Origin of the sequence: Luteitalea sp. (genome assembly GCF_022842525.1) — a bacterium.
Taxonomy (GTDB): Bacteria; Acidobacteriota; Vicinamibacteria; order Vicinamibacterales; family Vicinamibacteraceae; genus Luteitalea.
Window position 1 is genome coordinate 1 of sequence record NZ_JALHPM010000078.1, and the last position, 22274, is coordinate 22274.

Genomic DNA, 22274 nt, shown 5'->3' on the forward strand with positions numbered 1-22274 from the left:
GCAGACCAAGAACACCGGCTACGCGCCAGTGGGGACCGCCCTGGTCGCGGCGGCGCGCGCGCGTGTCGGCACCAGCGACCCGATGCCGCTGGTGGCCATCGGCGGCATCACGCTGGCGCAGGCGCTGGCCGTCGTCGCCGCGGGCGCCGATGCGGTCGTGGTGATCAGCGACCTGCTGGTCGACGGGGCGCCGGAGGCCCGGGCCCGCGCCTTCCTGCGGGTGCTCGGGGAGGCCTGAGCCCACGGTCGAGCGTGTATAATGCGCCGTCTTTGCTGCACGAAGTGCCACGTGGCTGGCGCACAGGAGCGGGCCTGCCCGTCGGCAGGGCGACTCCGGAGGGTATTCAATGTCGATGTTTGCGACCAAGTCGATTGATCGCATCAGGGCCGAGGCCGCTGAGAATCAGCACGGCCTGAAGCGTGTGCTGAGTGCCACGGACCTGACCACACTTGGAATCGGCGCCATCATCGGCACCGGCATCTTCGTGCTCACCGGGCAAGCGGCCGCCGCGCATGCCGGCCCGGCCATCGTCCTGTCGATGGTCCTGGCGGGCTTTGCCAGCGCCCTCGCCGGCCTCTGCTACGCCGAGTTCGCCTCGACGGTGCCCATCTCCGGCTCGGCGTACACCTACGGCTACGCGACGCTCGGCGAGTTCGTGGCCTGGATCATCGGCTGGGATCTCATCCTCGAGTACGCCCTCGGCGCCGCCACCGTGGCCGTCGGCTGGTCCGGCTACGTGGTCAGCTTCCTGCACGACATCGGCATCACGTTTCCTGCGGCGTTGAGTTCGGCGCCAGGCACGATCATCACGCTGGCCGACGGCAGCACGACCTCCGCGGTGTTCAACCTGCCGGCCGTACTGATTGCCGTCGCCGTCACCGCGCTGCTCGTCGTCGGCATCCAGGAGTCGGCCCGCGTCAACGCCGTCATCGTTGTCGTCAAGGTGGCGGTGGTGCTGCTCGTGATCGGCGCCGGCGCGATGTATCTCGACACGGCCAACTGGTCGCCCTTCATTCCCGAGAACTCGGGCCAGTTCGGTGTCTTCGGCTGGAGCGGGGTGGTGCGCGGGGCAGGTGTCATCTTCTTCGCCTTCATCGGCTTCGACGCCGTCTCCACGGCGGCGCAGGAAGCCAAGAACCCCCAGCGCGACATGCCGATCGGCATCCTCGGGTCGCTGGTGGTGTGCACGCTGCTCTACGTCGCGGTCTCGGGCGTGATGGTCGGCCTGGTGCCGTACACCCAGCTCGGTGTCGCGGCGCCGATGGCCGTGGCCATCGATGCGGCCCGCGTCAAGTCGGCAGGGTCCGCCCTGGCGCCGCTCATCGCCGTGCTGCCCATGCTCGTCAAGCTCGGCGCGATCGCCGGTCTCAGCTCGGTGATGGTGGTGATGATGCTCGGGCAGCCGCGCGTCTTCCTGTCCATGGCCAACGACGGCCTGCTGCCGGCCTGGGCCCGCAAGATTCACCCCAAGTACCGCACCCCGCACGTCACGACGATCCTGACGGGCGTCGTCGTGTCGCTCGCGGCCGGCTTCACGCCCATCAACATCCTCGGCGAACTGGTCAGCATCGGGACGCTGCTGGCGTTCGTCATCGTGTCGGTGGGCATCCTGATGCTGCGCATCAAGCGGCCCGACATCGAGCGTCCCTTCCGCGTGCCGGCCGTCTTCGTCGTCGCGCCGCTGTCGGCGCTGGTGTCGTTCGGCCTGATGGCCGGGTTGCCCTGGCACACGTGGGAGCGGCTGATCATCTGGATGGTGCTCGGCGTGGTCGTCTACTTCGCCTACGGCTACCGCCACAGTCATCTGCGCCGGGACAACGAGGCCGCCTGATGGCTGCACGCCTGCTGGACGGCGCCGGCCTGGCGCGCACGATGCGCGCCGACCTGCAACCGCACGTGCACGAGTTCACGGCCCGGGTGGGACGTCCCCCCGGGCTCGCCCTCGTCCTCGTGGGCGACGATCCGGCGTCGCACGTCTACGTCGGCAGCAAGCGCACGCATGGCACGGAGGTCGGCTTCCGCGTCGACCTGCACCAGCGCCCGGCCACCACCTCGCTCGAGGAGGTGCTGGATCTGGTGCGCAGCCTGAACGCCGATCCGGCCATCGACGGCATCCTGGTGCAGTCGCCGCTGCCGGCGGCCATGGGCAGCGATGCGGCGCGCCGCGTCTTCGAGACCATCGACCCCGCCAAGGACGTCGATGGGTTCACGGCGGAGAACGTCGGGCGGCTGGTCCAGAACCGCGAGGGGCTGGTCGCCTGCACCCCGGCCGGCATCATCGAGATGATGGAGCGCGAAGGCCTCACCATCGCCGGCACGCGCGCCGTCGTCATCGGCCGCAGCGACATCGTCGGCAAGCCGATGGCGCTGCTGCTGTTGCATCGACACGCGACGGTGACCATCGCGCACTCGAAGACGCCGGACCTGCCGGCCGTGTGCCGCGAGGCAGACATCCTGGTGGCGGCGATTGGCCGCGCCGGCTTCGTCACCGCCGACTTCGTCAAGCCGGGCGCCGTCGTCATCGATGTCGGGATGAATCGCGTGACCGACGAAGCCGACGTCGTCCGCTTCTTCGGCGAGGGCTCGAAGCGCCACCTCGCCTGGCAGCAGCGCGGCTCGGTGTTGATGGGCGATGTCCATCCGCGCGTGGAAGAGGTCGCGGGCGCGCTCACCCCCGTCCCGGGTGGGGTGGGGCCACTGACCATCGCGATGCTGATGAAGAACACGCTCACCGCGGCCCGGCGGCGACAGTCACTGTAGGCGTCGACCTTCAGGTCGACGCGTGGCTGGCCGCCTGCGCCCACAGTTGCACCACCAGCGCGTCCACCTGCGCGTCGGTCTCCGCGAACGTGCCGTCGGTCCTGACCACGAAGTCCGCGCCACGCAGCTTGTGCGTGATCGGCCACTGCGCCGCCATGCGCTGATCGGCCTCCTCGGCGGTCAGGCCATCGCGGGCCATGAGGCGGGCGCGCTGCGTCGCCGGCTCGCAGGCCACCACGACGAGCGCATCGAAGTCGCCCGTGCGTCCCGTCTCGAACAGCAGGGGAATGTCGGCAATCACGGGGCCGCGGTAGCCGTGACGGGCCAGCTGCGTCTGCCAGTCGGCGATGCGGCGACGCACCTCGGGGTGAATCAGCGCCTCGAGATCGGCACGGGCCGACGCATCGCGGAAGATCACGGCGGCCAGACGCGGCCGGTCCAGTGCCCCGGCGTCGGTGAGCATGTCGCGCCCGAAGCGGTTGACCACGGCGCGCAGCCCCTCCGATCCCGGCGCCACCGCCTCACGGGCCAGGCGGTCGGCATCGATGGTCGGCAGGCCCGCCGCCTGCAGGCGTTGCGTCACGTAGGACTTGCCCGTCGCGATCCCTCCGGTCAGGCCGACGCGGAGGAGGCCCTCAGGCATCGGTGTCCTCGGACGGCCGGGCGGGCGCCAGACGATCCTCGACGAACGAGTTCCACTCGTGACAATGCGGGCAGCGCCACAGCAGCTCCTTGCTGCGATAGCGGCAGCGCAGGCAGATGTGGGGATCGCGATAGAACACCGCATCGCGGCTGTGGGTGACGTAGCGCTCGACCGAGGGCTTGTCGAGGTGCAGGGCGAGCAGGATGTCCCAGGCCGACTGGTGCACCAGCAGCGCGTGCGGGTTGATCGTCAGGGCCGCGAGCACCATCTGCAGGGCGTCCTCGGGCCGGCCGGCCCGCAGCATGTGCCGGGCCAGGGCCAGGCGAGCCCGCCAGTCCTGCGGATGGTCGGCGGCGATGCGGCGGAAGAGGTGCTCGAAGGCATCGGCTCGACCCGCCGCCGTGTAGGCATCGCCGAGGCGATCCGCGACCAGGTGGGCCCGCGCCGGCATCGAGGCGACGAGGCGCTCCCAGATCTCCACGGCGCCTGGCATGTCGCCGGCATCGCGCTTGACGTCCCCCAGATTCAGGTACGCGGGTGCGACCTCGGCATCCTGCTCGATGGCCGCCTCGAAGTGCTTGCGCGCCGCCGGCAGGTCATGGCGGGCCAGCGCCTGCATGCCCAGCTCGTTCTCGAGGAAGGCCTGAATCTGGAGATGCCGACGGGTGCGCTGCTCGGGCTCGTCCTCGCGCGCCAGTTCCCGACGGACCCGGTAGGCCTCGGACCACTGGTTCTGATCCTCGTACAGCTTCTGCAACTGCAGCAGCGCGTGCTCGTTGCTCGGGTCCAGACGCAGCACCTCGCCGAAGGCTTCGTGCGCGCGGTCGACGAACCCTCCGCGGGTGAAGTCGAGGCCGAGGCAGAGCAGGGCATAAGTGTGTTCGAGCTTGCTGATGCGCGGCCGCTGCAGGATCTGCTGGTGGATCTGGATCGCGCGCCCGACGTGGCCCTTCTCGCGATACAGGTTGCCGAGAATCATGTGGATCTCGACCGCCTCCTCGTCGACTCTGGCCGCCTGACTCAGCTCCTCGATGGCGTGATCGAGCTGGTTGGCGACCAGGAAGTTGAGCCCCTGGATGTAGTGCGGCGACTGGCGCGCCTTGCGGCGATCGATCCAGCGGCCTTCGTGCAGCTTGTACCGCTCCCAGGCCTTGCCGGCGGCCAGGCCGAGCAGGAGGGCGACGAGCGCAGAGAGGAGAGGGAAGTAGTCAGCGATCACGGGCGTTCGTGGGGATGAGCCGCGACGACCGCGTCCCAGCGCCCCTGGGCGTGGAGGATGTCCTCGATCAGGGCCCGGGCGGCGCCGTACCCGCCAGGACGAGGCGACACGACATGCACCGCGGCCTGGACCTCGGCCACCGCGTCGGACGGGCAGGCCGACAGGCCCACCCGCCGCAGCACTGGCAGGTCTACCACATCGTCGCCCATGTAGGCGACCTCCTCGGCGTGCCAGTCGTGCGCGTGCATCAGTTCCTCGAGGGTCGCGGCCTTGTCGGTGACCCCGAGGCGGACGGGATCCATGCCGAGCTGTCGGGCCCGGTGCTGCGTCGAGGCCGACTGGCGGGCCGAGATCAGGCCCACGGTCAATCCGGCCTTCCGGGCCATCACGATCCCGGCACCGTCCTTGATGTCGAAGCGCTTGGACTCGGATCCGTCGGCATGCACGATGACGCCGCCGTCGGTCAGCACGCCGTCGACGTCGAACAGCAGGACGCGGATGCGGCGGGCGCGGTCGACGACCTCGGACGAGGGGCGGGTCGCCATCAGAACAACTCCGTCTGCCACAGGTCGTGCAGGTGCAGCACGCCTGTCGGCCGGTGCGCGGCGTCGAGCACGGGCACCGAGGTGATGCGACGCGCTTCCATGATCTGCAGGGCCTGGGCGGCGAGCAGGTCGCCGGTGATGGTCACCGGGTGCGCGGTCATGATCTCGCGCGCGGTCCTCGCCGTGACATCCCCCTCGCGCATCATCAGGCGCCGAAGGTCGCCGTCGGTGACGATGCCGGCCAGCCGACCGTCGGCATCGACCACGCACGTCATGCCGAGGCCCTTGCGGCTCATCTCGTAGATCACGTCGCGCAGCAGCGCGCCCTCGTCGACGCGTGGCAGCTGATCGCCGGCATGCATCAACTGGGCGACCCGCATCAGCTTCTTGCCGAGCGAACCGCCGGGGTGTCGGTGCGCGAAGTCGTCGGCGCCGAAGCCCTTCTCGGTGGCGAGCACCATGGCCAGGGCGTCACCAAGGGCGAGGGCGGCGGTGGTGCTGGCCGTCGGGGCGAGGTTGAGCGGACAGGCTTCCTCGTCGATGCCGCAATCGAGATGGACGTCGGCGACCTGCGCGAGGGTGGAGTGCGGCGTGCCCGTCATGGCCACCAGCGTGGCACCCAGGCGCTTGACGACCTCCGACAGGCGCACGACCTCGGGCGTCTCGCCGCCGTGCGACAGCGCCAGCACCACATCGTCAGCCGTCACGACGCCGAGATCGCCGTGCAGGGCGTCGGCGGGGTGCAGGAAGAACGCGGGCGTCCCGGTGCTTGCCAGCGTGGCGGCGATCTTGCGGCAGATCAGGCCGGACTTGCCCATGCCGGTGACGATGACGCGGCCGCGGCAGCGGGCCAGCAACCCGACGGCGCGCTCGAAGCGAGTGTCGAGGCGGCCGATGAGGCCCTCGACGGCGACCGCCTCGGTGTGGAGGACGCGCGCCGCCAGTGCGAGGGTGGGAGACGCGAAGCTGCGGTCGGCCATGACGGTCATCACGCCTGCGCCGCCGCGTGGATCCGTTGCAGGCGCTGCAACAGCGCGGGGAGCAGGTCGAGGCGCAGGGCGTTCTCGGCATCGGACTTCGCCCGGGCGGGCTCCTCATGCACTTCCATGAAGACCCCGTCCACACCGGCCGCCACGCCGGCCGAGGCCATCGTCGCGATGTACTCCGCCTGGCCGGCGGTGCGCCCATCGCCCGCCCCTGGCAACTGCAGGCTGTGCGTGACGTCGTAGATCACCGGCACCCCCAGCGCCCGCATCTGCGGGAAGGCGCGCATGTCCACCACGAGGTTGTGATACCCGAAGGACGTCCCGCGTTCGGTGAGGAGCACGCCCCCGGCGCCGGAAACCCGCACCTTCTCGAGCGGGTGCCGCATGTCGGCGGGCGCGAGAAACTGGCCCTTCTTGATGTTGACGACGGCGCCCGTGTGCGCGGCGGCCACGAGCAGGTCGGTCTGCCGGCAGAGGAAGGCCGGGATCTGCAGCACATCGACGACGGCGGCCACGGGCGCTGCCTGCGAGGCGTCGTGGATGTCGGTGAGGACCGGGACGCCGACCTCGGCCTTGATCCGTGCGAGGGTGCGCAGACCCGACTCGAGCCCGGGGCCGCGGAACGAGGCCAGGGACGTGCGGTTGGCCTTGTCGAACGAGGCCTTGAAGATGTACGGCACCTGCGCGGCGCGCGCGACGGCTGCCACGGCATGCGCCACGTCGAGCGCGTGCGCCTCGCTCTCGATGACGCAGGGACCGGCGATCAGCACGAGGGTCCCCGTGCCGAACGTCACTGGTCCCACATGGACGGGTTGCACCCCGGCATTATAGCGGCGCGGGTGGGGCAGAGCCCGGTCGCGGCGGCGGCCCTGCCGCCTACACCACGGTCTCGGCGGGGGCGTCGGCGGCAGTGACCGCGGCCCTGGCGGCGAGCGCATGCTTGTGCGTCGCCTCGACGAAGCCGGCAAACAGCGGGTGCGGCTTCAGCGGCTTGGACTTGAACTCCGGATGGAACTGCACCGCGATGAACCAGGGATGCGATGGCAGTTCCACCATCTCGACGAACTTGCCGTCGAGGGAGCGTCCGACGATCTCGAGCCCCTTTTCCGTGATCGCCGGCTCGTAGAGGCAGTTGAACTCGTAGCGATGGCGGTGCCGCTCGTGGATCACGTCGGAGCCGTAGAGGGCGTGTGCCAGCGACCCCGGCTTGAGCTGGCAGGCATACGACCCGAGGCGCATGGTGCCACCGAGGTCGTCCACGCCGAGCAGGTCACGCAGCTTGTAGATGACCTTGTCGGCCGTGTCGGGGGCCACCTCGGTCGAATCGGCCTGCGTGATGCCGCAGACGTTGCGCGCGTACTCGACGGTGGCCCACTGGAAGCCGTAGCAGATGCCGAAGAACGGGATCCGCCGGGCGCGCGCGACCTCGACGGCCTTCATCATCCCGCGCGTGCCGCGATTGCCAAAGCCGCCTGGCACGAGGATGCCGTCGGCGCCGTCGAGTTCGTGCTCACCGCCTTCGACCTCGAGCGCCTCGGCCTCGATCCACTTCACGTTGACCTTGAGCCGGTGATGGAAGCCGCCGTGGAACAACGCTTCAGTCAGGCTCTTGTACGAATCCTCGAGCCCGACGTACTTGCCGACGACGTGGATGGTGACCTGATCCTGCGGGTGCTTGATCCGATCGAGCAACGACTCCCAGAGCCCGGCCGGTCGCGGTTCGTTGGGCAGCGACAACTGCTTCAGGACGATCCGATCGATGCCCTCCTCGGCGAGGGCGAGCGGCACCTCGTAGACGCTCGAGACGTCGCGCGCGGTGATGACGGCGTCCTCGTTGACGTCGCAGAACAGGGCGATCTTCCGCTTGATGTCGCGCGGCAGCGTGCGATCGGTGCGGCACAGCAGGATGTCGGGCTGGATGCCGATCGAGCGCAGGTCGCGCACGCTGTGCTGCGTCGGCTTGGTCTTCAGCTCGCCGGCGGTGCTGACGTGCGGCACCAGCGTCAGGTGGATGTAGAGCGTGTTCTCGCGGCCGACGTCCTGGCGGAACTGGCGGATGGCTTCGAGGAACGGCAGGCTCTCGATGTCGCCGACGGTGCCGCCGATTTCGACCAGCACGACGTCGACGCCGTCCGAGATGGCGAGGATGCTCTCCTTGATGGCGTTGGTGATGTGCGGAATCACCTGCACCGTCGCCCCGAGGTAGTCGCCGCGGCGCTCGCGCTGAATCACCGAGAGGTAGATCTTGCCGGTCGTCCAGTTGGAGTTCCTGGACGTCACCGTGTTGGTGAACCGCTCGTAGTGACCGAGGTCGAGGTCGCCCTCCGTGCCATCGTCGGTGACGTAGACCTCGCCGTGCTGGTACGGCGACATCGTGCCGGGGTCGACGTTGATGTACGGGTCGAACTTCTGCAGCGTGACCTTGAAGCCGTGGCTCTCGAGGAGGGCGCCGATGGAGGCGGCGGCCAACCCCTTCCCGAGCGAGGACACCACGCCACCGGTGACGAAGATGTACTTGACGGGTCGAGGTGGCTGCGAAGTCTGCATGGTGGACATCAGGAAATTGCGGGCACCGCGAGCAGGCGGCGCACCCGTTCGAGATCGTCGGGAGTATCCACGCCGAGCGCCTCGTGGCGGGACTCGACGGTCATGATTGCGTGCCCGTGCTCGAGAGCGCGCAACTGTTCCAGGGATTCACTCAGTTCCAGCGGGGTCGGGGCCAGCGCCGCGAAGGCGAGCAGGAATTCGCGGCGGTAGACGTAGAGCCCGACGTGCTTGTACCACGTCACGGGCGTCCCCGGATCACGCAGGAACGGCACGGCGGCGCGCGTGAAGTACAGCGCGCGTCCGCGCAGGTCGGTGACCACCTTCACCACGGCCGGACTCGCGATCTCCGCCGGGTCCGTGATGCGCGACCGCACCGTGCTCAGCATCACCGCTGGATCCGTCACGCACGCGGCGACCGCGTCGTCGATCATGGTGGGGGCCAGCAGCGGTTCGTCGCCCTGCACGTTCACGATCAAATCGGCGTCGAGTCGCGCGGCCACCTCCGCCACGCGCTCGCTGCCGGTGCGATGGTCGGGCGAGGTCATCACCACTTCACCGCCGAAGGCACGGACCGCCTCGAACACCCGCAGATCGTCGGTCGCCACGATCACGCGCGACACCGACGAGGCCGCCGCGGCACGTCGATACACGTGCTCGATCATCGGCCGACCGTGAATGTCGGCGAGAGGCTTGCCCGGGAGACGCGTAGAGGAGAATCGAGCGGGAATGACGGCGACAGCCGTCGCGGGTGACCGGGTGACGGATCCGGCACTGTGCGGCACGCGGAATTCTAGCACGCACGACACGGCCGCGCTTGAGCCGTGGCGCACGTGGCCTTGCCGTGTGCCGTTCTGGGTATGATCGCCCCGATGTCGAGGCCTGTCGTGGCAGCGGGGCTGCTTGTGGCCATGGCGGGCGCCTGGTACTGGGCCCTCATGCCGTCCGTGCCGGCGCCCCCTGTACAGACGGGCGGCCGTGCGGCGTTGTCTCGGCCCGCGTCCGCGGTGCCAGCGGTCGGGCTCGACCGGCTCGCGGCGCACGACGTGCGTCCGGTGCCCGAGCCCGGCCGCAACCCCTTCCAGTCTGGCGCGGCGCCGCGTGTCGCACTCCCTGTGGGGGAGCGGTCCGTCGCGCCGGCTGCCGGCCCGTCGTCCTCGTCCGGGGTGGTCGCGGCCCCCACGTGGCCGAGGCTCGACCTGATTGGCGTGGCCGAGGCGCGCGAGGCCGGGGCGGTGGTACGGACGGCGATCCTCGCTGGTCCGCGCGGCGTCCAGCACGCGCGGGTCGGTGACGTGGTCGAGCAGGTCTACCGCGTGGACCGCATCGCCGACCGAAGCGTGGAGGTGCGGTTGCTGCCCGAGCAGCGCACGCTGCGCCTCGCGTTGCGCCCGTGACGCCGCCCGCCTGCACCTTGGCGCGCGGCTTGCCCGCCGAAGCCTTGGCGGAGGCGGGTATAATCGTCGGGCTCGGCGCGCGGCTGTTCCGGCGACGCACCAAGTTGGTGCAAGACGCTCGCAGCTTCGATGTCGTCACGAGTTAGACCCTGTCACCGATGGCTTTTGAACAGGGTTTTCCACAGCTTCTGTGAATATCGTGTGACGAGCCACAGGGGCGTGACCTAATTCACAGGACCCTCACCTCCATGCCGCAGTTCACGCATCTCACGGCGCCGACCGACGGCGCGCCCATCACCCGGCACGCCAACGCGCTCGTCGTTCCGGACCGCCCCATTCTTCCGTTCATCGAAGGCGACGGCATCGGCGCCGACATCTGGCGTGCCAGCGTGCGCGTCTTCGATGCCGCCGTGCAGAAGGCCTACGGCGGCAAACGCCAGGTGGTGTGGTTCGAGGTGCTGGCCGGCGAGAAGGCGTTCAACACGGTCAACGAATGGCTCCCGGCCGACACGCTCACCGCGTTCCGCGAGTATCTCGTCGGCATCAAGGGACCGCTGACCACGCCGGTCGGCGGCGGCATCCGCTCGCTGAACGTCGCGCTCCGCCAGGAACTCGACCTCTACACCTGCCTGCGCCCGGTGCGGTACTTCAACGGCATGGAGACGCCGGTCAAGCGCCCCGATCTCGTGGACATGGTCATCTTCCGCGAGAACACCGAGGACATCTACGCCGGCATCGAGTTCGCCGAGGGCACCCCGGAAGTCGCGCAACTGAAGGAACTGCTCAAGGGGGCCTTCCCCAAGGCGTTCGGCAAGATTCGGTTCCCAGACTCCGTCGGCCTCGGCATCAAGCCCGTGTCGCGCGAGGGCACCGAGCGCCTCGTGCGCGCGGCCATCGAGTACGCCATTGCCAACAAGCGCAAGAGCGTCACGCTGGTGCACAAGGGCAACATCATGAAGTTCACGGAAGGCGCCTTCCGTGACTGGGGCTACGAACTCGCCAAGCGGGAGTTCGGGGCCGTCGAGGTCGACGGTGGCCCGTGGTGCCAGTTGCCCGGCGGCGTGATCATCAAGGACGTCATCGCCGATGCCTTCCTGCAGCAGATCCTGACCCGCCCGGCGGAGTACGACGTCATCGCCACGCTGAACCTGAATGGCGACTACATCTCGGATGCCCTCGCGGCGCAGGTCGGTGGCATCGGGATCGCCCCCGGCGGCAACATCAACTACGTGACCGGCCATGCCGTCTTCGAAGCCACGCACGGCACCGCGCCCAAGTACGCGAACCTGGACAAGGTCAATCCAGGGTCGGTCATCCTCTCGGGCGAGATGATGTTCCGCTTCCTCGGCTGGAACGAAGCGGCCGACCTGATCGTGGCCGGTCTCGAGAAGAGCATCGACGCCAAGACCGTGACCTACGATCTCGCGCGTCTCATCGCCGGCTCGACCGAGGTCTCGTGCTCGGCGTTCGGCGACGCCATCATCAGCCACATGTAGCACGGCTTCGCCGCCGGGAATCGGGAATCGGGAATCGGGAATCGGGAATCGCCGGCACGACTCGCGCGTTCGACTCCCGACTCCCCACTCCCGACTCCCGATACCAACCGTGAGTGATGCCGACGGCCGCAGGCCGGCGGCTGTTTCAGGAGTCAGAGAATGAATCGCAAAGTGACCGTGGTCGGCGGCGCCGGCAACGTGGGCGCCACCGTGGCGCGTTCCATCGCCAATCGCGAACTGGCCGATGTCGTCATCATCGACATCGCCGACACCAAGGCGCAAGGCATCGCGCTCGACATCCTCCAGACCTGCCCCGTCGAGGGCAGTGACACCCGCGTCGTCGGCGGCAGCGACTACGCGCTGTCGGCCGGCTCCGATGTGGTCGTCATCACCTCGGGCGTGCCGCGCAAGCCGGGCATGAGCCGCGACGACCTGCTCGCCGTCAACTACAAGATCATGCAGGACGTCACGGCCAACGTGATGAAGCACTCGCCCGACGCGATCATCATCGTCGTGGCCAACCCGCTCGACGCCATGGCGCAGGCGGTGTATCGCCTCAGCGGCCTGCCGCGCGAGCGCGTCATCGGCATGGCGGGGGTGCTCGACTCGGCCCGCATGCGCGCCTTCATCGCCACCGAACTGAGCGTCTCGGTCGAGAACGTCCACGCCTTCGTGCTCGGTGGCCACGGCGACACGATGGTGCCGCTGCCGCGCTACTCGACGGTCGCCGGCATCCCGATCACCGAGCTGCTGTCGGAAGAGCGCATCAAGGCGATCTGCGACCGCACGGCCAATGGCGGCGCCGAGATCACCAAGCTGGTGGGCACCAGCGCGTGGTACGCGCCGGGCCAGTCCTCGGCTCGCATGGTCGAGGCCATTCTCAAGGACAAGAAGCTGATCGAGCCCTGCTCGGTATACCTGAACGGCGAGTACGGTGTCAGCGATCAGTTCCTCGGCGTGCCGGTGAAGCTCGGCGCCAAGGGGGTCGAGCAGGTGATCCAGATCACGCTGTCGGCCGACGAGCAGGCGGCCCTGAACAAGTCGGCTGCCGCCGTGAAGGAGCTCACGACCGTCATCGGCGTGTAGCCTCGACGGGCGTCACCACGAGAAAAGGGCGGTCCCGGGATTCCCGGGACCGCCCTTTGTCATGTCCGCCCGCGCCAAGGCGCGTCAGCGCGCGACGAGTTGCGCCTTGAGGTAGGCGCGGTTCATCGTGGCGATGTTCGTGATGCGGATTTCCTTCGGGCACACCGCTTCGCATTCGCCTTCGTTGGAGCAGGCCCCAAACCCCTCGATGTCCATCTGCTCGACCATGCGCACGGCCCGGCGGTGCTGCTCGGCCTGGCCCTGGGGCAGCGCGTTGAGATGGGCGATCTTGGCCGAGGTGAAGAGCGCGGCCGAGGCGTTCTTGCACGCGGCCACGCACGCGCCGCACTGGATGCAGGCCGCGGCGTCGAAGGCGGTGTCGGCCACCAGCTTGGGCACCGGGATCGCGTTGGCGTCGGGGGCGGCGCCGACGTTCATCGAGATGTAGCCGCCGGCACGCACGATGCGGTCGAGCGCACTCCGGTCCACCACGAGATCCTTGACGACCGGGAACGCCGCGGCGCGCCAGGGCTCGATCGTGATGGTGTCGCCGTTGCGGAACCGACGCATGTGCAGCTGGCAGACGGTCGTGCCGGCGTCTGGACCGTGCGCGACGCCGTTGACCATGCAGCCACACGTGCCGCAGATGCCTTCGCGGCAGTCGGAATCGAACGAGATGGGTTCCTCGCCCTTGCGGATGAGCCCCTCGTTGACGACGTCGAGCATCTCGAGGAACGACATGTCGGGCGAGATGTGCTCGGCCTTGTACTCGACCAGGCGGCCAGGGGCGTCGGGACCCGGCTGGCGCCACACGCGCAATGTCAGATTCAGTGCACCCATCGTTGTCTCTACCCCGGGACGGCCTTCGTCAGTCGGCCGTCGGCCTTCGTGTTCTCTTGTGCGGTGCCCGGACGACGCAGCCCGCTGCCCGATTCCTGATTCGCTGGCTGCCGGACGAGTCCGGCAGCTACTTGTAGCTCCGCTGGCTCGGCTTGACGTACTCGAACTGCAGTGGCTCCACGTGGCGCACGGGGGCCTGGCCGACACCGGTGAACTCCCACGCCGCGGCGTGGGCGAACTGCTCGTCGTTGCGGGCCGCCTCGTTGTCGGGCGTCTGGTATTCCTCGCGGAAGTGCCCGCCGCACGATTCCTCACGCGTCAGCGCGTCGAGGGCCAGCAACTCGGCGAACTCGAGGTAGTCGGCGACGCGACCGGCGTACTCGAGGTTCTTGTTCATGTTGTTGGCCTCGCCCGGCACCGACACGTTCTGCCAGAACTCGTCGCGCAGACGCGGGATCTCGGTGAGCGCCTTCTTCAGGCCCTCGGCCGTGCGCGACATGCCGACGTAGTCCCACACCACGCGTCCGAGCTGCCGATGCAGTTCGCGGGGCGTCTTGTTGCCCTTGATCGACAGCAGTCGACTGATCTGCCCCTGGGCGTTGCTCGCCGCCTCGCGGAAGGCGTCGTGGTCGGTGGTGACCTTGGGCAGCGCCGTGCTCGCGAGGTAGTGGCTCAGCGTGTAGGGAATGACGAAGTACCCGTCGGCCAGGCCCTGCATCAGCGCGCTCGCCCCGAGACGATTGGCACCGTGATCCGAGAAGTTGGCCTCCCCGAGCACATGCAGGCCCGGGATGGTGCTCATCAGGTTGTAGTCCACCCACAGGCCGCCCATCGTGTAGTGCACGGCGGGGAAGATCCGCATCGGCACTTCGTACGGGTTGTCGTCGGTGATCTTCTGGTACATGTCGAACAAGTTGCCGTAGCGCTGCTTGATGACATCCTTGCCGAGGCGATTGATCGAATCGGCGAAGTCCAGATAGACGGCCAGACCGGTCTCACCGACGCCGAGGCCTTCGTCGCACACCAGCTTGGCGGCGCGCGAGGCGACGTCGCGGGGGACGAGATTGCCGAAGCTCGGATACCGGCGCTCGAGGTAGTAGTCCCGCTCGGCTTCCGGAATCTGCTGGGGAGGACGCCTGTCGCCTGGCGTCTTCGGCACCCAGACACGCCCGTCGTTGCGCAGGCTCTCGCTCATGAGCGTCAGCTTGCTCTGATGGTCGCCGGAGACGGGAATGCAGGTCGGGTGAATCTGCGTGAAGCACGGGTTGGCGAACAGCGCGCCCCGCTTGTGCGCGCGCCACGACGCCGTGACGTTGCTGTTCACCGCGTTGGTCGACAGGTAGTAGGCCGTGCCGTACCCGCCGGTGGCCAGCAACACCGCATCGCCGGCCCACTTCTCCAGCTCGCCCGTCGTCAGGTTGCGCGTGATGATGCCGCGGGCCTGGCCGTCGACGATGACGACGTCGAGCATTTCGCGCTGCGGCATCAGCGTCACGGTGCCGGCATCGACCTGCCGCATCATCGACTGGTAGGCGCCGATCAGCAGCTGCTGGCCGGTCTGACCGCGCGCGTAGAACGTGCGCGAGACCTGCGCGCCACCGAAGGACCGGTTGTCGAGCAGCCCGCCGTACTCGCGGGCGAAGGGGACGCCCTGCGCGACACACTGGTCGATGATGTCGACGCTCACCTGGGCGAGGCGGTAGACGTTGGCTTCACGGGCGCGATAGTCGCCGCCCTTCACCGTGTCGTAGAACAGCCGGTAGACGCTGTCGCCGTCGTTGCGGTAGTTCTTGGCGGCGTTGATGCCGCCCTGCGCCGCGATCGAGTGGGCGCGGCGCGGGCTGTCGTGGATGCAGAAGGTGAGGACGTTGTAGCCCAGCTCGCCCAGCGCGGCCGACGCCGAGGCGCCCGCCAGCCCCGTCCCCACGCACAGGACGGTGAGCTTGCGCCGGTTGGCCGGATTGACCAGCTTGGAGTCGAACTTGTGCCGGTCCCACTTGCCTTCGATGGGACCACCCGGGACCTTGCTGTCGAGCGTCATCACTGGGCCACCTGGTGAGCGAAGTACATGTAGAGCGGCAGGGCGGCGAACCCGACGGCGATGAGCACCGCCAGGATGCGGCCGCCGAGCACGAGGGTGCGCCCCGTGCGCTGGTTCGAGAGCCCGAGCGACTGGGTCGCGCTCGAGATGCCGTGATTGAGGTGCATCCCGATGAGGCCCATCGCCACGACGTAGAACGCCACGTACAGCGGGTTCTCGTAGATCTCGGCGACCAGGCGGTACAGGTCGCGGTGGCCGGTCGCGGCGTCGGTGTACCACGGGCCGAACTTGAAGGTCCGGATGTGCACGACGACGAAGAAGAGGATGAACAGGCCCGTGAGCGCCATCGTGGTCGAGGACCACGTCTTGCGGCTCGTGTGGCCGGCCCATTTCTTCTCCCGGTAGGCGGCGGGGCGTGCCGCTGCGTTCCGGCGGTAGTTGGCCAGGGTCTTGACGACGTGGAGGAAGAAGACGCCGACCAGCCCTGCCTCGACGAGGTAGAGCAGGGGACCGAGCGACTCCAGCTTGTGGGCGTAGGCGTTGAACGCCTCGGCGCCGACCAGCAGCGACAGATTGCCTGCCAGGTGACCGATCAGGAACCCGAAGAGCATCAGGCCCGTGAGCCCGATGAGAATCTTGGAACCGACCGTGGACGAGAAGAACGTAGGACGACTGGACATGTCAAACTCCGCAGCCCGTCTCGCCTGCACAGGCGTCCGGGTGCGTCGAGGAAGGCACTGAACTGTCGGATGGCATCTGGCGTAGGGCGCAACGCTGGTGGATGGGCATCCCCGTGAGGTGCTTGGCGGCCCGAACCCACGAGATGGTATACCCGCGGACGTTCCCGGGCAACGATTGTCGGTGACGGAGGCTTGACCAGTCCCTCCGGGATGCTAATGATAGGGACGCTGCCGCGGTCCAGATCGATCCCGCGCCCCGGCTCACCTTTTCGGCGCCACGGTCCACCACGTTCAAGGAACTCCGGTGAAGATTCACGAGTATCAGGCAAAGGCCATCCTGGCCCGGCACGGTGTGCCGGTGCCCCGCGGGGAAGTCGCATTTTCGGCCGAGGAGGCCGGCGCCATCGCCCGGCGTCTCGGGGGCGGGGTGACCGTCGTGAAGGCCCAGATCCATGCCGGCGGGCGTGGCAAGGGCGGCGGCGTCAAGGTCGTCAAGGACGCGGCGGCGGCCGAAGCGACGGCCGCGCAGATGATCGGGATGACGCTGGTCACCCACCAGACCGGCCCCGAGGGCCGCAAGGTGGAGCGCCTCCTCGTCGAGGAGGGCGTCAAGATCGCCAAGGAGCTCTACCTCGGCCTGCTGGTCGACCGTGCCGCCGGCTGCCCGGTCCTGATGGCCAGCGCCGAGGGCGGCATGGACATCGAGGAGGTGGCCGAGCACAACCCGGACGCCATCAAGAAGGTGGCCATCAGCCCCATCACCGGCCTCACCGGCTTCCAGGCCCGCCAGCTGGCGTTCGGGATCGGCCTGGCGCCCGAGCACGTCAACAAGGCCGTCAAGGTCATGCAGCAGATCTACGAGACGTTCGTCGCGACCGACGCCTCGCTGATCGAGATCAACCCGCTCATCGTCACCGAGAGCGGCGACGTGATGGCGCTGGACGCGAAGGTCACCTTCGACGACAACGCCCTGTACAAGCATCAGGAGTTCCGCGACCTGCGCGACCTCGCCGAGGAAGACCCGCTCGAGATCGAGGCCAGCAAGTTCTCGCTGAACTACATCCGCCTCGACGGCACCATCGGCTGCATGGTCAACGGCGCCGGTCTCGCCATGGCGACGATGGACATCATCAAGCTGGCCGGCGGCCAGCCGGCCAACTTCCTCGACGTCGGCGGCGGCGCCAATGCCGAGCAGATCAAGAACGCGTTCCGCATCCTGATGTCGGACACCAACGTCAAGGCCGTGCTGATCAACATCTTCGGCGGCATCCTGCGCTGCGACGTGCTGGCGGCCGGCGTCATCGCCGCCGTCAAGGAACTCGGCGTCCCGGTCCCCATCGTCATCCGCATGGAAGGCACCAACGTGGAGCAGGGCAAGGCCATGCTCCACGAGAGCGGACTCAACTTCACCACCGCTGACGGGATGGGCGACGCCGCCGATCGCGTCGTGGCTCTTTCGCGCTAAAGGAACCCGGACACTCTCATGGCTGTACTGATCGACAAGTCGACTCGCCTGATCGTCCAGGGCCTCACCGGCCGCGAAGGCACGTTTCACGCCAAGGCCGCCGCGGCCTACGGCACCAACGTCGTCGGAGGGGTCACGCCAGGTAAGGGGGGCACCGACCACGAGGGCTTCGCGGTGTTCAACACCGTCGCCGACGCCGTGGCCAAGACCGGCGCCAACGCCTCGGTCATCTTCGTGCCGCCGCCGTTTGCCGCCGACGCCATCATGGAAGCGACCGACGCCGGTCTCGACCTGATCGTCTGCATCACCGAGGGCATTCCGGTGCTGGACACGATGAAGGCGCTGCACTTCATGAAGGGCAAGAAGTCGCGCCTCATCGGTCCCAACTGCCCCGGCCTCATCACCGCGGGGCAGGCCAAGGCCGGCATCATCCCCGGCCACATCTGCACCGAGGGTCGCGTCGGCATCGTCTCCAAGAGCGGCACGCTGACCTACGAGGCCATCCACCAGTTGACCAAGCTGGGCCTCGGCCAGACGACCTGCATCGGCATCGGCGGCGATCCGCTCATCGGCACCAGTTTCATCGATGCCCTCGAACTGTTCGCCACCGACCCGCAGACCGAGGCGGTGGTGATGATCGGCGAGATCGGCGGATCGGCCGAGCAGGAGGCCGCCGCCTGGATCCAGGCCAACTTCAAGAAGCCGGTGGTCGGCTTCATCGCCGGCCAGACGGCGCCGCCCGGACGCCGCATGGGCCATGCGGGCGCCATCATCTCGGGCGGCAAGGGCACGGCCGACGAGAAGATGACCGCGCTGGCTGCCGCCGGCGTGACCGTCGTGAAGAGCCCGGCGGACATTGGCGCGGCCATCGCGAGCCGGCTGTAAGGCCGACCGGCTCGCGCTGGCCCGTGAGCATGCCGGCATGCCGAAGGTCGAAGGTCGAAGGTCGAAGACTGAGGACTGAAGGTCTCGGCATGCGTCATGCGTCATGCGGCATGACTGGCTCGGCGCACGCCACTAGCGGGTGCGCCGAGCGTCCCCCCTCCTACTCCCTGTCGTAGGCTGACGTCCTCGGCTCCCCCCCACCGCGTGGTATGATCGCGCGGTTGGGCACCCGCGCGCTGGTCGCGTGACGCGCCCCCTGACCCACTCGAGGCAGATCTCCATGGCTTCCTCCGACCTGCTGGCTGCGCCGGCAGCCGTCTCGTCGCACACGCGCGTCAACGATTTCAGCATTCAGGTCGCCACGGTCAACGGCTCGGGCAGCCAGACCGCCAATCTGGTGCTGCTGCGCTCCATCTTCCAGATGGGCGTGCCGGTGTCGGGCAAGAACCTCTTTCCGTCCAACATCGCCGGGTTGCCCACCTGGTACACCATCCGCGCCAATCGGCACGGCTACATCGCGCGCAAGAAGGAGATCGACCTTCTCGTCGCGATGAACCCCGAGACCGCCCGCGAGGACGTGCTGGCCCTCGAGCCCGGGTGTGCCGTCGTGTACGACGAGACGCTCAAGCTCGATCAGGTGCGCAGTGATCTCGCGTTCTATCCGGTGCCGTTCGACAAGATCGTCGCCGAGGTCTGTCCCGACGCGCGCCTGCGCCGCCTCGTGCGCAACATGATCTACGACGGGGTCCTGTCGCGGTTGCTGCAGATCGACCTGGCGGAGATGGACAAGGCGCTGACCCGTCAGCTGAAGAAGAAGGCCAAGGCGCTGGCGCTCAACCTCGCGGCCCTGCAGGCCGGCTTCGCGTATGCCAGCGAGCACTTCGTCGACCGGCCGGTGCCACTCGCCGTCGAGCGCATGGCCGAGACGCAGGATCTGATCCTCATCGAGGGCAATGCCGCCGCGGCGCTCGGCTGCCTCATGGCGGGCGTGACCGTCGTGTCGTGGTACCCGATCACGCCATCTTCGTCGCTGTGCGAGACGCTGATCGACTATCTCCGCAAGTACCGGATGGACCCGGAGACGGGCAAGGCCACCTTCGCGGTCGTCCAGGCCGAAGACGAGATTGCCGCCCTCGGCATGGTGGTGGGGGCCTCGTGGGCAGGAGCCCGCTCGATGACCTCGACGTCGGGGCCGGGCATCTCGCTGATGGCGGAGTTCACCGGGCTGGCGTACTACGCCGAACTGCCGGCGGTGATCTTCGACGTGCAACGCGTCGGGCCGTCCACCGGGTTGCCCACGCGCACGGCGCAGGGCGACATCGCGTTTGTGGCGGGCCTGTCGCACGGCGATACCAAGCACATCCTCCTGTTGCCGGCCTCGGTCGCCGAGAGCTACACGATGGCCAGCCAGGCCTTCGACCTCGCCGAGCGGTTCCAGACGCCGATCTTCGTGATGATGGACCTCGATCTCGGCATGAACACCTGGATGGCCGAGCCGTTCCCGTATCCCGACGCGCCACTCGATCGCGGCAAGGTGCTCACGCCCGAGACGCTCCAGGCGATCGGCGAGTGGGGCCGCTACAAGGACGTCGACGGCGACGGCATTCCCTACCGCACGCTGCCCGGGCAGTTCGGCCCGTCGTTCTTCACGCGCGGCTCCGGCCACAACGCGAAGGCGCAGTACAGCGAGAAGGCCGACGACTACACGGCCAACATCGACCGGCTGCTGCGCAAGTTCGAGACGGCGCGGGCGCACGTGCCGCAGCCCGAGCTCGAGGCGGTGCCCGGGGCCCGCGTCGGCCTCATCGCCTACGGGACGTCGCACTGGGCCATTGTCGAGAGCCGCGATCAGCTCCGCCAGGAGCTCGGGATCGAGACGTCCTATCTGCGGGTGCGGGCCTATCCCTTCACCCATCACGTCGCCGAGTTCATCGACGCCCACGACCGCGTGTACGTCGTCGAACAGAACCGCGACGGCCAGCTGTTCGGCCTGCTGCGCCAGGAGTTGTCCGGCGCCCAGATCGGCAAGCTCACGAGCGTTCGCCACTACAACGGGCTGCCCATCGACGCCCGTTCGGTCACCGAGGAAATCCGCGCGCACGAGTCGCGCATGGCCCTGCCGCCCGAGACGTCCCCCGAGGATGCCATCGTCGGCGCAGAGGAGGCCGTCTAGCCGTGTCCACGCCAGCCGTTCCGACACCGCCGAAGAAGGTCAACCGCATCAACCTCGAGCCGGCGACCTACCGCGGCGCCAAGACGACGTTGTGTGCCGGCTGCGGTCACAACGCCATCAGCGAGCGCATCATCGACGCCTTCTACGAGATGGGTGTCGACCCGACCCGCGTGCTGAAGCTCTCGGGCATCGGCTGCTCGAGCAAGAGCCCGGCCTACTTCCTCGGCACCGCGCACGGGTTCAACTCGGTGCACGGCCGCATGCCGTCGGTGGCCACCGGCGCCCTGCTCGCCAACAAGACGATGCTCGGCATCGGGGTGAGCGGCGACGGTGACACCGGCGCGATTGGCGTCGGCCAGTTCGTGCACCTGATGCGGCGCAACCTGCCGCTCATCTACATCGTCGAGGACAACGGCTGCTACGGCCTGACCAAGGGCCAGTTCTCGCCGACGGCCGACCTCGGCAGCACGTTGAAGAACGGCGTGGTCAACGACCTGCCGCCGATCGACATCTGCGCGCTGGCCATCGAACTGGGCGCCACCTTCGTGGCGCGCTCGTTCTCGGGCGACAAGAAGCAGTTGCTGTCGATCCTGAAGGCGGCGATCAGCCATCGCGGCACCTGCATGATCGACGTCATCTCGCCGTGCGTCACCTTCAACGACCACGAGGGATCGACCAAGAGCTACGCCTACGCCAAGGACCACGACGAGCCGGTCAACGAGATCAGTTTCGTACCGTTCTTCGAGGACATCTCGGTCGACTACGAAGAGGGCAGCGCGACCCCGGTCAAGATGCACGACGGGTCGACGCTCGTGCTGCGCAAGCTCGAGTCCTCGCACAACACCACCGACAAGCTGGAGGCAATGCGGACCCTGCACGAGACCGTGCGGCGTGGCGAGTTCGCCACCGGCATCATCTACCTCCAGCCCGATTCCACCGACTTCCTCTCGCTGCTCAATCTCGTCGACGAGCCCCTGGCGACGCTGCCGCAGTCGCGGACGCGCCCAAGCAAGGCCGTGCTCGACGAGATCATGGACAAGCACCGGTAGAGAACGTCGAACGCAGAACGCCGAACGCAGAACGCACCACTCTATGGAACGTACATTCGCCATCGTCAAACCCGACGCCGTCAAGAACGGCGTCACCGGCAAGATCCTCGCGCGCATCGAGCAGGAGGGCTTCCGCATCGTTGCGATGCGCATGAAGCACCTGTCCAAGAGCGAGGCCGAGGGGTTCTACGCCGTGCACCGCGAGAAGCCCTTCTTCGGCGGCCTGACCGACTTCATGTCGTCGGGCCCCTGCGTGCTCCTGTGCCTCGAGGCGCCGGATGCCATCACGAAGTGGCGCACGCTGATGGGCGCCACCAACCCGGCCAACGCCGAGCCCGGCACCATGCGGAAGGAGTTCGGCGCGTCGATCGACAACAACGCGACGCACGGGTCCGACGCACCCGAGACGGCTGCGTTCGAACTCGGCTACTTCTTCCGCGGCATGGAGCTGGCCTAGGCCGGCG

General features: G+C 68.2%; 21 protein-coding genes. 11 read left to right on the forward strand and 10 right to left on the reverse strand.

Features of this window, described 5'->3' with window-relative positions:
• The 3 genes from Q0C41_RS16065 to Q0C41_RS16075 all read left to right on the forward strand — a co-directional run.
• On the forward strand, window positions 1-238 hold a 238-nt coding region (locus Q0C41_RS16065; RefSeq protein WP_291985193.1), incomplete at its 5' end, for a thiamine phosphate synthase.
• 109 nt (window positions 239-347) lie between these two features.
• Window positions 348-1832, forward strand: a complete 1485-nt coding sequence (locus Q0C41_RS16070; protein ID WP_291985195.1) for an amino acid permease — start codon at window positions 348-350, stop codon at window positions 1830-1832.
• Entirely contained in the window at window positions 1832-2761 is a 930-nt protein-coding gene (locus Q0C41_RS16075) for a bifunctional 5,10-methylenetetrahydrofolate dehydrogenase/5,10-methenyltetrahydrofolate cyclohydrolase (RefSeq protein WP_291985197.1), read from the forward strand. The genes Q0C41_RS16070 and Q0C41_RS16075 overlap by 1 nt, the downstream gene beginning before the upstream one ends.
• Before the next feature lie 10 nt (window positions 2762-2771).
• Here Q0C41_RS16075 and coaE read toward each other — a convergent pair whose 3' ends face one another.
• Genes coaE through kdsB form a run of 7 tightly spaced genes read right to left on the reverse strand, consistent with a single transcriptional unit; the run spans window position 2772 to window position 9483 of the window.
• On the reverse strand, window positions 2772-3404 hold the full coding sequence (gene coaE, locus Q0C41_RS16080) for a dephospho-CoA kinase (protein ID WP_291985199.1): 633 nt from the start codon (window positions 3402-3404) through the stop codon (window positions 2772-2774).
• Window positions 3397-4623, reverse strand: a complete 1227-nt coding sequence (locus tag Q0C41_RS16085) for a tetratricopeptide repeat protein (protein WP_291985201.1) — start codon at window positions 4621-4623, stop codon at window positions 3397-3399. The genes coaE and Q0C41_RS16085 overlap by 8 nt, the downstream gene beginning before the upstream one ends.
• Window positions 4620-5168, reverse strand: a complete 549-nt coding sequence (locus Q0C41_RS16090) for an HAD family hydrolase (RefSeq protein ID WP_291985203.1) — start codon at window positions 5166-5168, stop codon at window positions 4620-4622. Before Q0C41_RS16090 ends, Q0C41_RS16085 begins: the two co-directional genes overlap by 4 nt.
• The gene (locus Q0C41_RS16095) at window positions 5168-6148 is read right to left on the reverse strand and encodes a KpsF/GutQ family sugar-phosphate isomerase (RefSeq protein ID WP_291985205.1); all 981 of its coding nucleotides are present in this window, start codon (window positions 6146-6148) and stop codon (window positions 5168-5170) included. Before Q0C41_RS16095 ends, Q0C41_RS16090 begins: the two co-directional genes overlap by 1 nt.
• An 8-nt stretch (window positions 6149-6156) precedes the next feature.
• Window positions 6157-6972 carry a 3-deoxy-8-phosphooctulonate synthase gene (kdsA, locus tag Q0C41_RS16100; RefSeq protein ID WP_291985207.1) on the reverse strand — a complete coding sequence of 272 codons (816 nt, stop codon included), beginning with the start codon at window positions 6970-6972 and terminating at the stop codon, window positions 6157-6159.
• A gap of 58 nt (window positions 6973-7030) precedes the next feature.
• Complete coding sequence (locus Q0C41_RS16105; protein WP_291985209.1) at window positions 7031-8701, reverse strand: CTP synthase; 1671 nt, start codon at window positions 8699-8701, stop codon at window positions 7031-7033.
• Between the two features lie 8 nt (window positions 8702-8709).
• Window positions 8710-9483: a 3-deoxy-manno-octulosonate cytidylyltransferase gene (gene kdsB, locus Q0C41_RS16110; RefSeq protein WP_291985211.1), complete on the reverse strand. Its 774-nt coding sequence runs from the start codon at window positions 9481-9483 to the stop codon at window positions 8710-8712.
• Between the two features lie 87 nt (window positions 9484-9570).
• Between kdsB and Q0C41_RS16115 the strand changes: the two genes are divergently transcribed.
• From Q0C41_RS16115 to mdh, 3 genes are all read left to right on the forward strand, one after another.
• Window positions 9571-10095 (forward strand): hypothetical protein, encoded by a 525-nt coding sequence (locus tag Q0C41_RS16115; RefSeq protein WP_291985213.1) that lies wholly within the window; start codon window positions 9571-9573, stop codon window positions 10093-10095.
• Window positions 10096-10343: 248 nt separating this feature from the next.
• Complete coding sequence (icd, locus tag Q0C41_RS16120; protein WP_291985215.1) at window positions 10344-11591, forward strand: NADP-dependent isocitrate dehydrogenase; 1248 nt, start codon at window positions 10344-10346, stop codon at window positions 11589-11591.
• Window positions 11592-11750: 159 nt separating this feature from the next.
• On the forward strand, window positions 11751-12677 hold the full coding sequence (gene mdh, locus Q0C41_RS16125) for a malate dehydrogenase (protein ID WP_291985218.1): 927 nt from the start codon (window positions 11751-11753) through the stop codon (window positions 12675-12677).
• Window positions 12678-12761: 84 nt separating this feature from the next.
• On the opposite strand, the gene Q0C41_RS16130 is transcribed toward mdh, so the two are convergent.
• The 3 genes from Q0C41_RS16130 to Q0C41_RS16140 form a co-directional block, all read right to left on the reverse strand.
• Window positions 12762-13508, reverse strand: coding sequence for a succinate dehydrogenase/fumarate reductase iron-sulfur subunit (locus tag Q0C41_RS16130; RefSeq protein WP_367079228.1), 747 nt, complete (start codon window positions 13506-13508; stop codon window positions 12762-12764).
• 136 nt (window positions 13509-13644) lie between these two features.
• The gene (locus Q0C41_RS16135; RefSeq protein WP_291985222.1) at window positions 13645-15558 is read right to left on the reverse strand and encodes a fumarate reductase/succinate dehydrogenase flavoprotein subunit; all 1914 of its coding nucleotides are present in this window, start codon (window positions 15556-15558) and stop codon (window positions 13645-13647) included.
• Entirely contained in the window at window positions 15558-16238 is a 681-nt protein-coding gene (locus Q0C41_RS16140; protein WP_291985224.1) for a succinate dehydrogenase cytochrome b subunit, read from the reverse strand. The genes Q0C41_RS16135 and Q0C41_RS16140 overlap by 1 nt, the downstream gene beginning before the upstream one ends.
• Before the next feature lie 304 nt (window positions 16239-16542).
• Between Q0C41_RS16140 and sucC the strand changes: the two genes are divergently transcribed.
• From sucC to ndk, 5 genes are all read left to right on the forward strand, one after another.
• Window positions 16543-17703, forward strand: a complete 1161-nt coding sequence (gene sucC, locus Q0C41_RS16145; protein ID WP_291985226.1) for an ADP-forming succinate--CoA ligase subunit beta — start codon at window positions 16543-16545, stop codon at window positions 17701-17703.
• Between the two features lie 18 nt (window positions 17704-17721).
• The gene (gene sucD / locus Q0C41_RS16150) at window positions 17722-18588 is read left to right on the forward strand and encodes a succinate--CoA ligase subunit alpha (protein ID WP_291985228.1); all 867 of its coding nucleotides are present in this window, start codon (window positions 17722-17724) and stop codon (window positions 18586-18588) included.
• Between the two features lie 280 nt (window positions 18589-18868).
• On the forward strand, window positions 18869-20761 hold the full coding sequence (locus Q0C41_RS16155) for a 2-oxoacid:acceptor oxidoreductase subunit alpha (RefSeq protein WP_291985230.1): 1893 nt from the start codon (window positions 18869-18871) through the stop codon (window positions 20759-20761).
• 2 nt (window positions 20762-20763) lie between these two features.
• The gene (locus Q0C41_RS16160) at window positions 20764-21810 is read left to right on the forward strand and encodes a 2-oxoacid:ferredoxin oxidoreductase subunit beta (RefSeq protein WP_291985232.1); all 1047 of its coding nucleotides are present in this window, start codon (window positions 20764-20766) and stop codon (window positions 21808-21810) included.
• Window positions 21811-21853: 43 nt separating this feature from the next.
• The gene (ndk, locus tag Q0C41_RS16165; protein ID WP_291985234.1) at window positions 21854-22267 is read left to right on the forward strand and encodes a nucleoside-diphosphate kinase; all 414 of its coding nucleotides are present in this window, start codon (window positions 21854-21856) and stop codon (window positions 22265-22267) included.
• Window positions 22268-22274 lie beyond the last annotated feature (7 nt).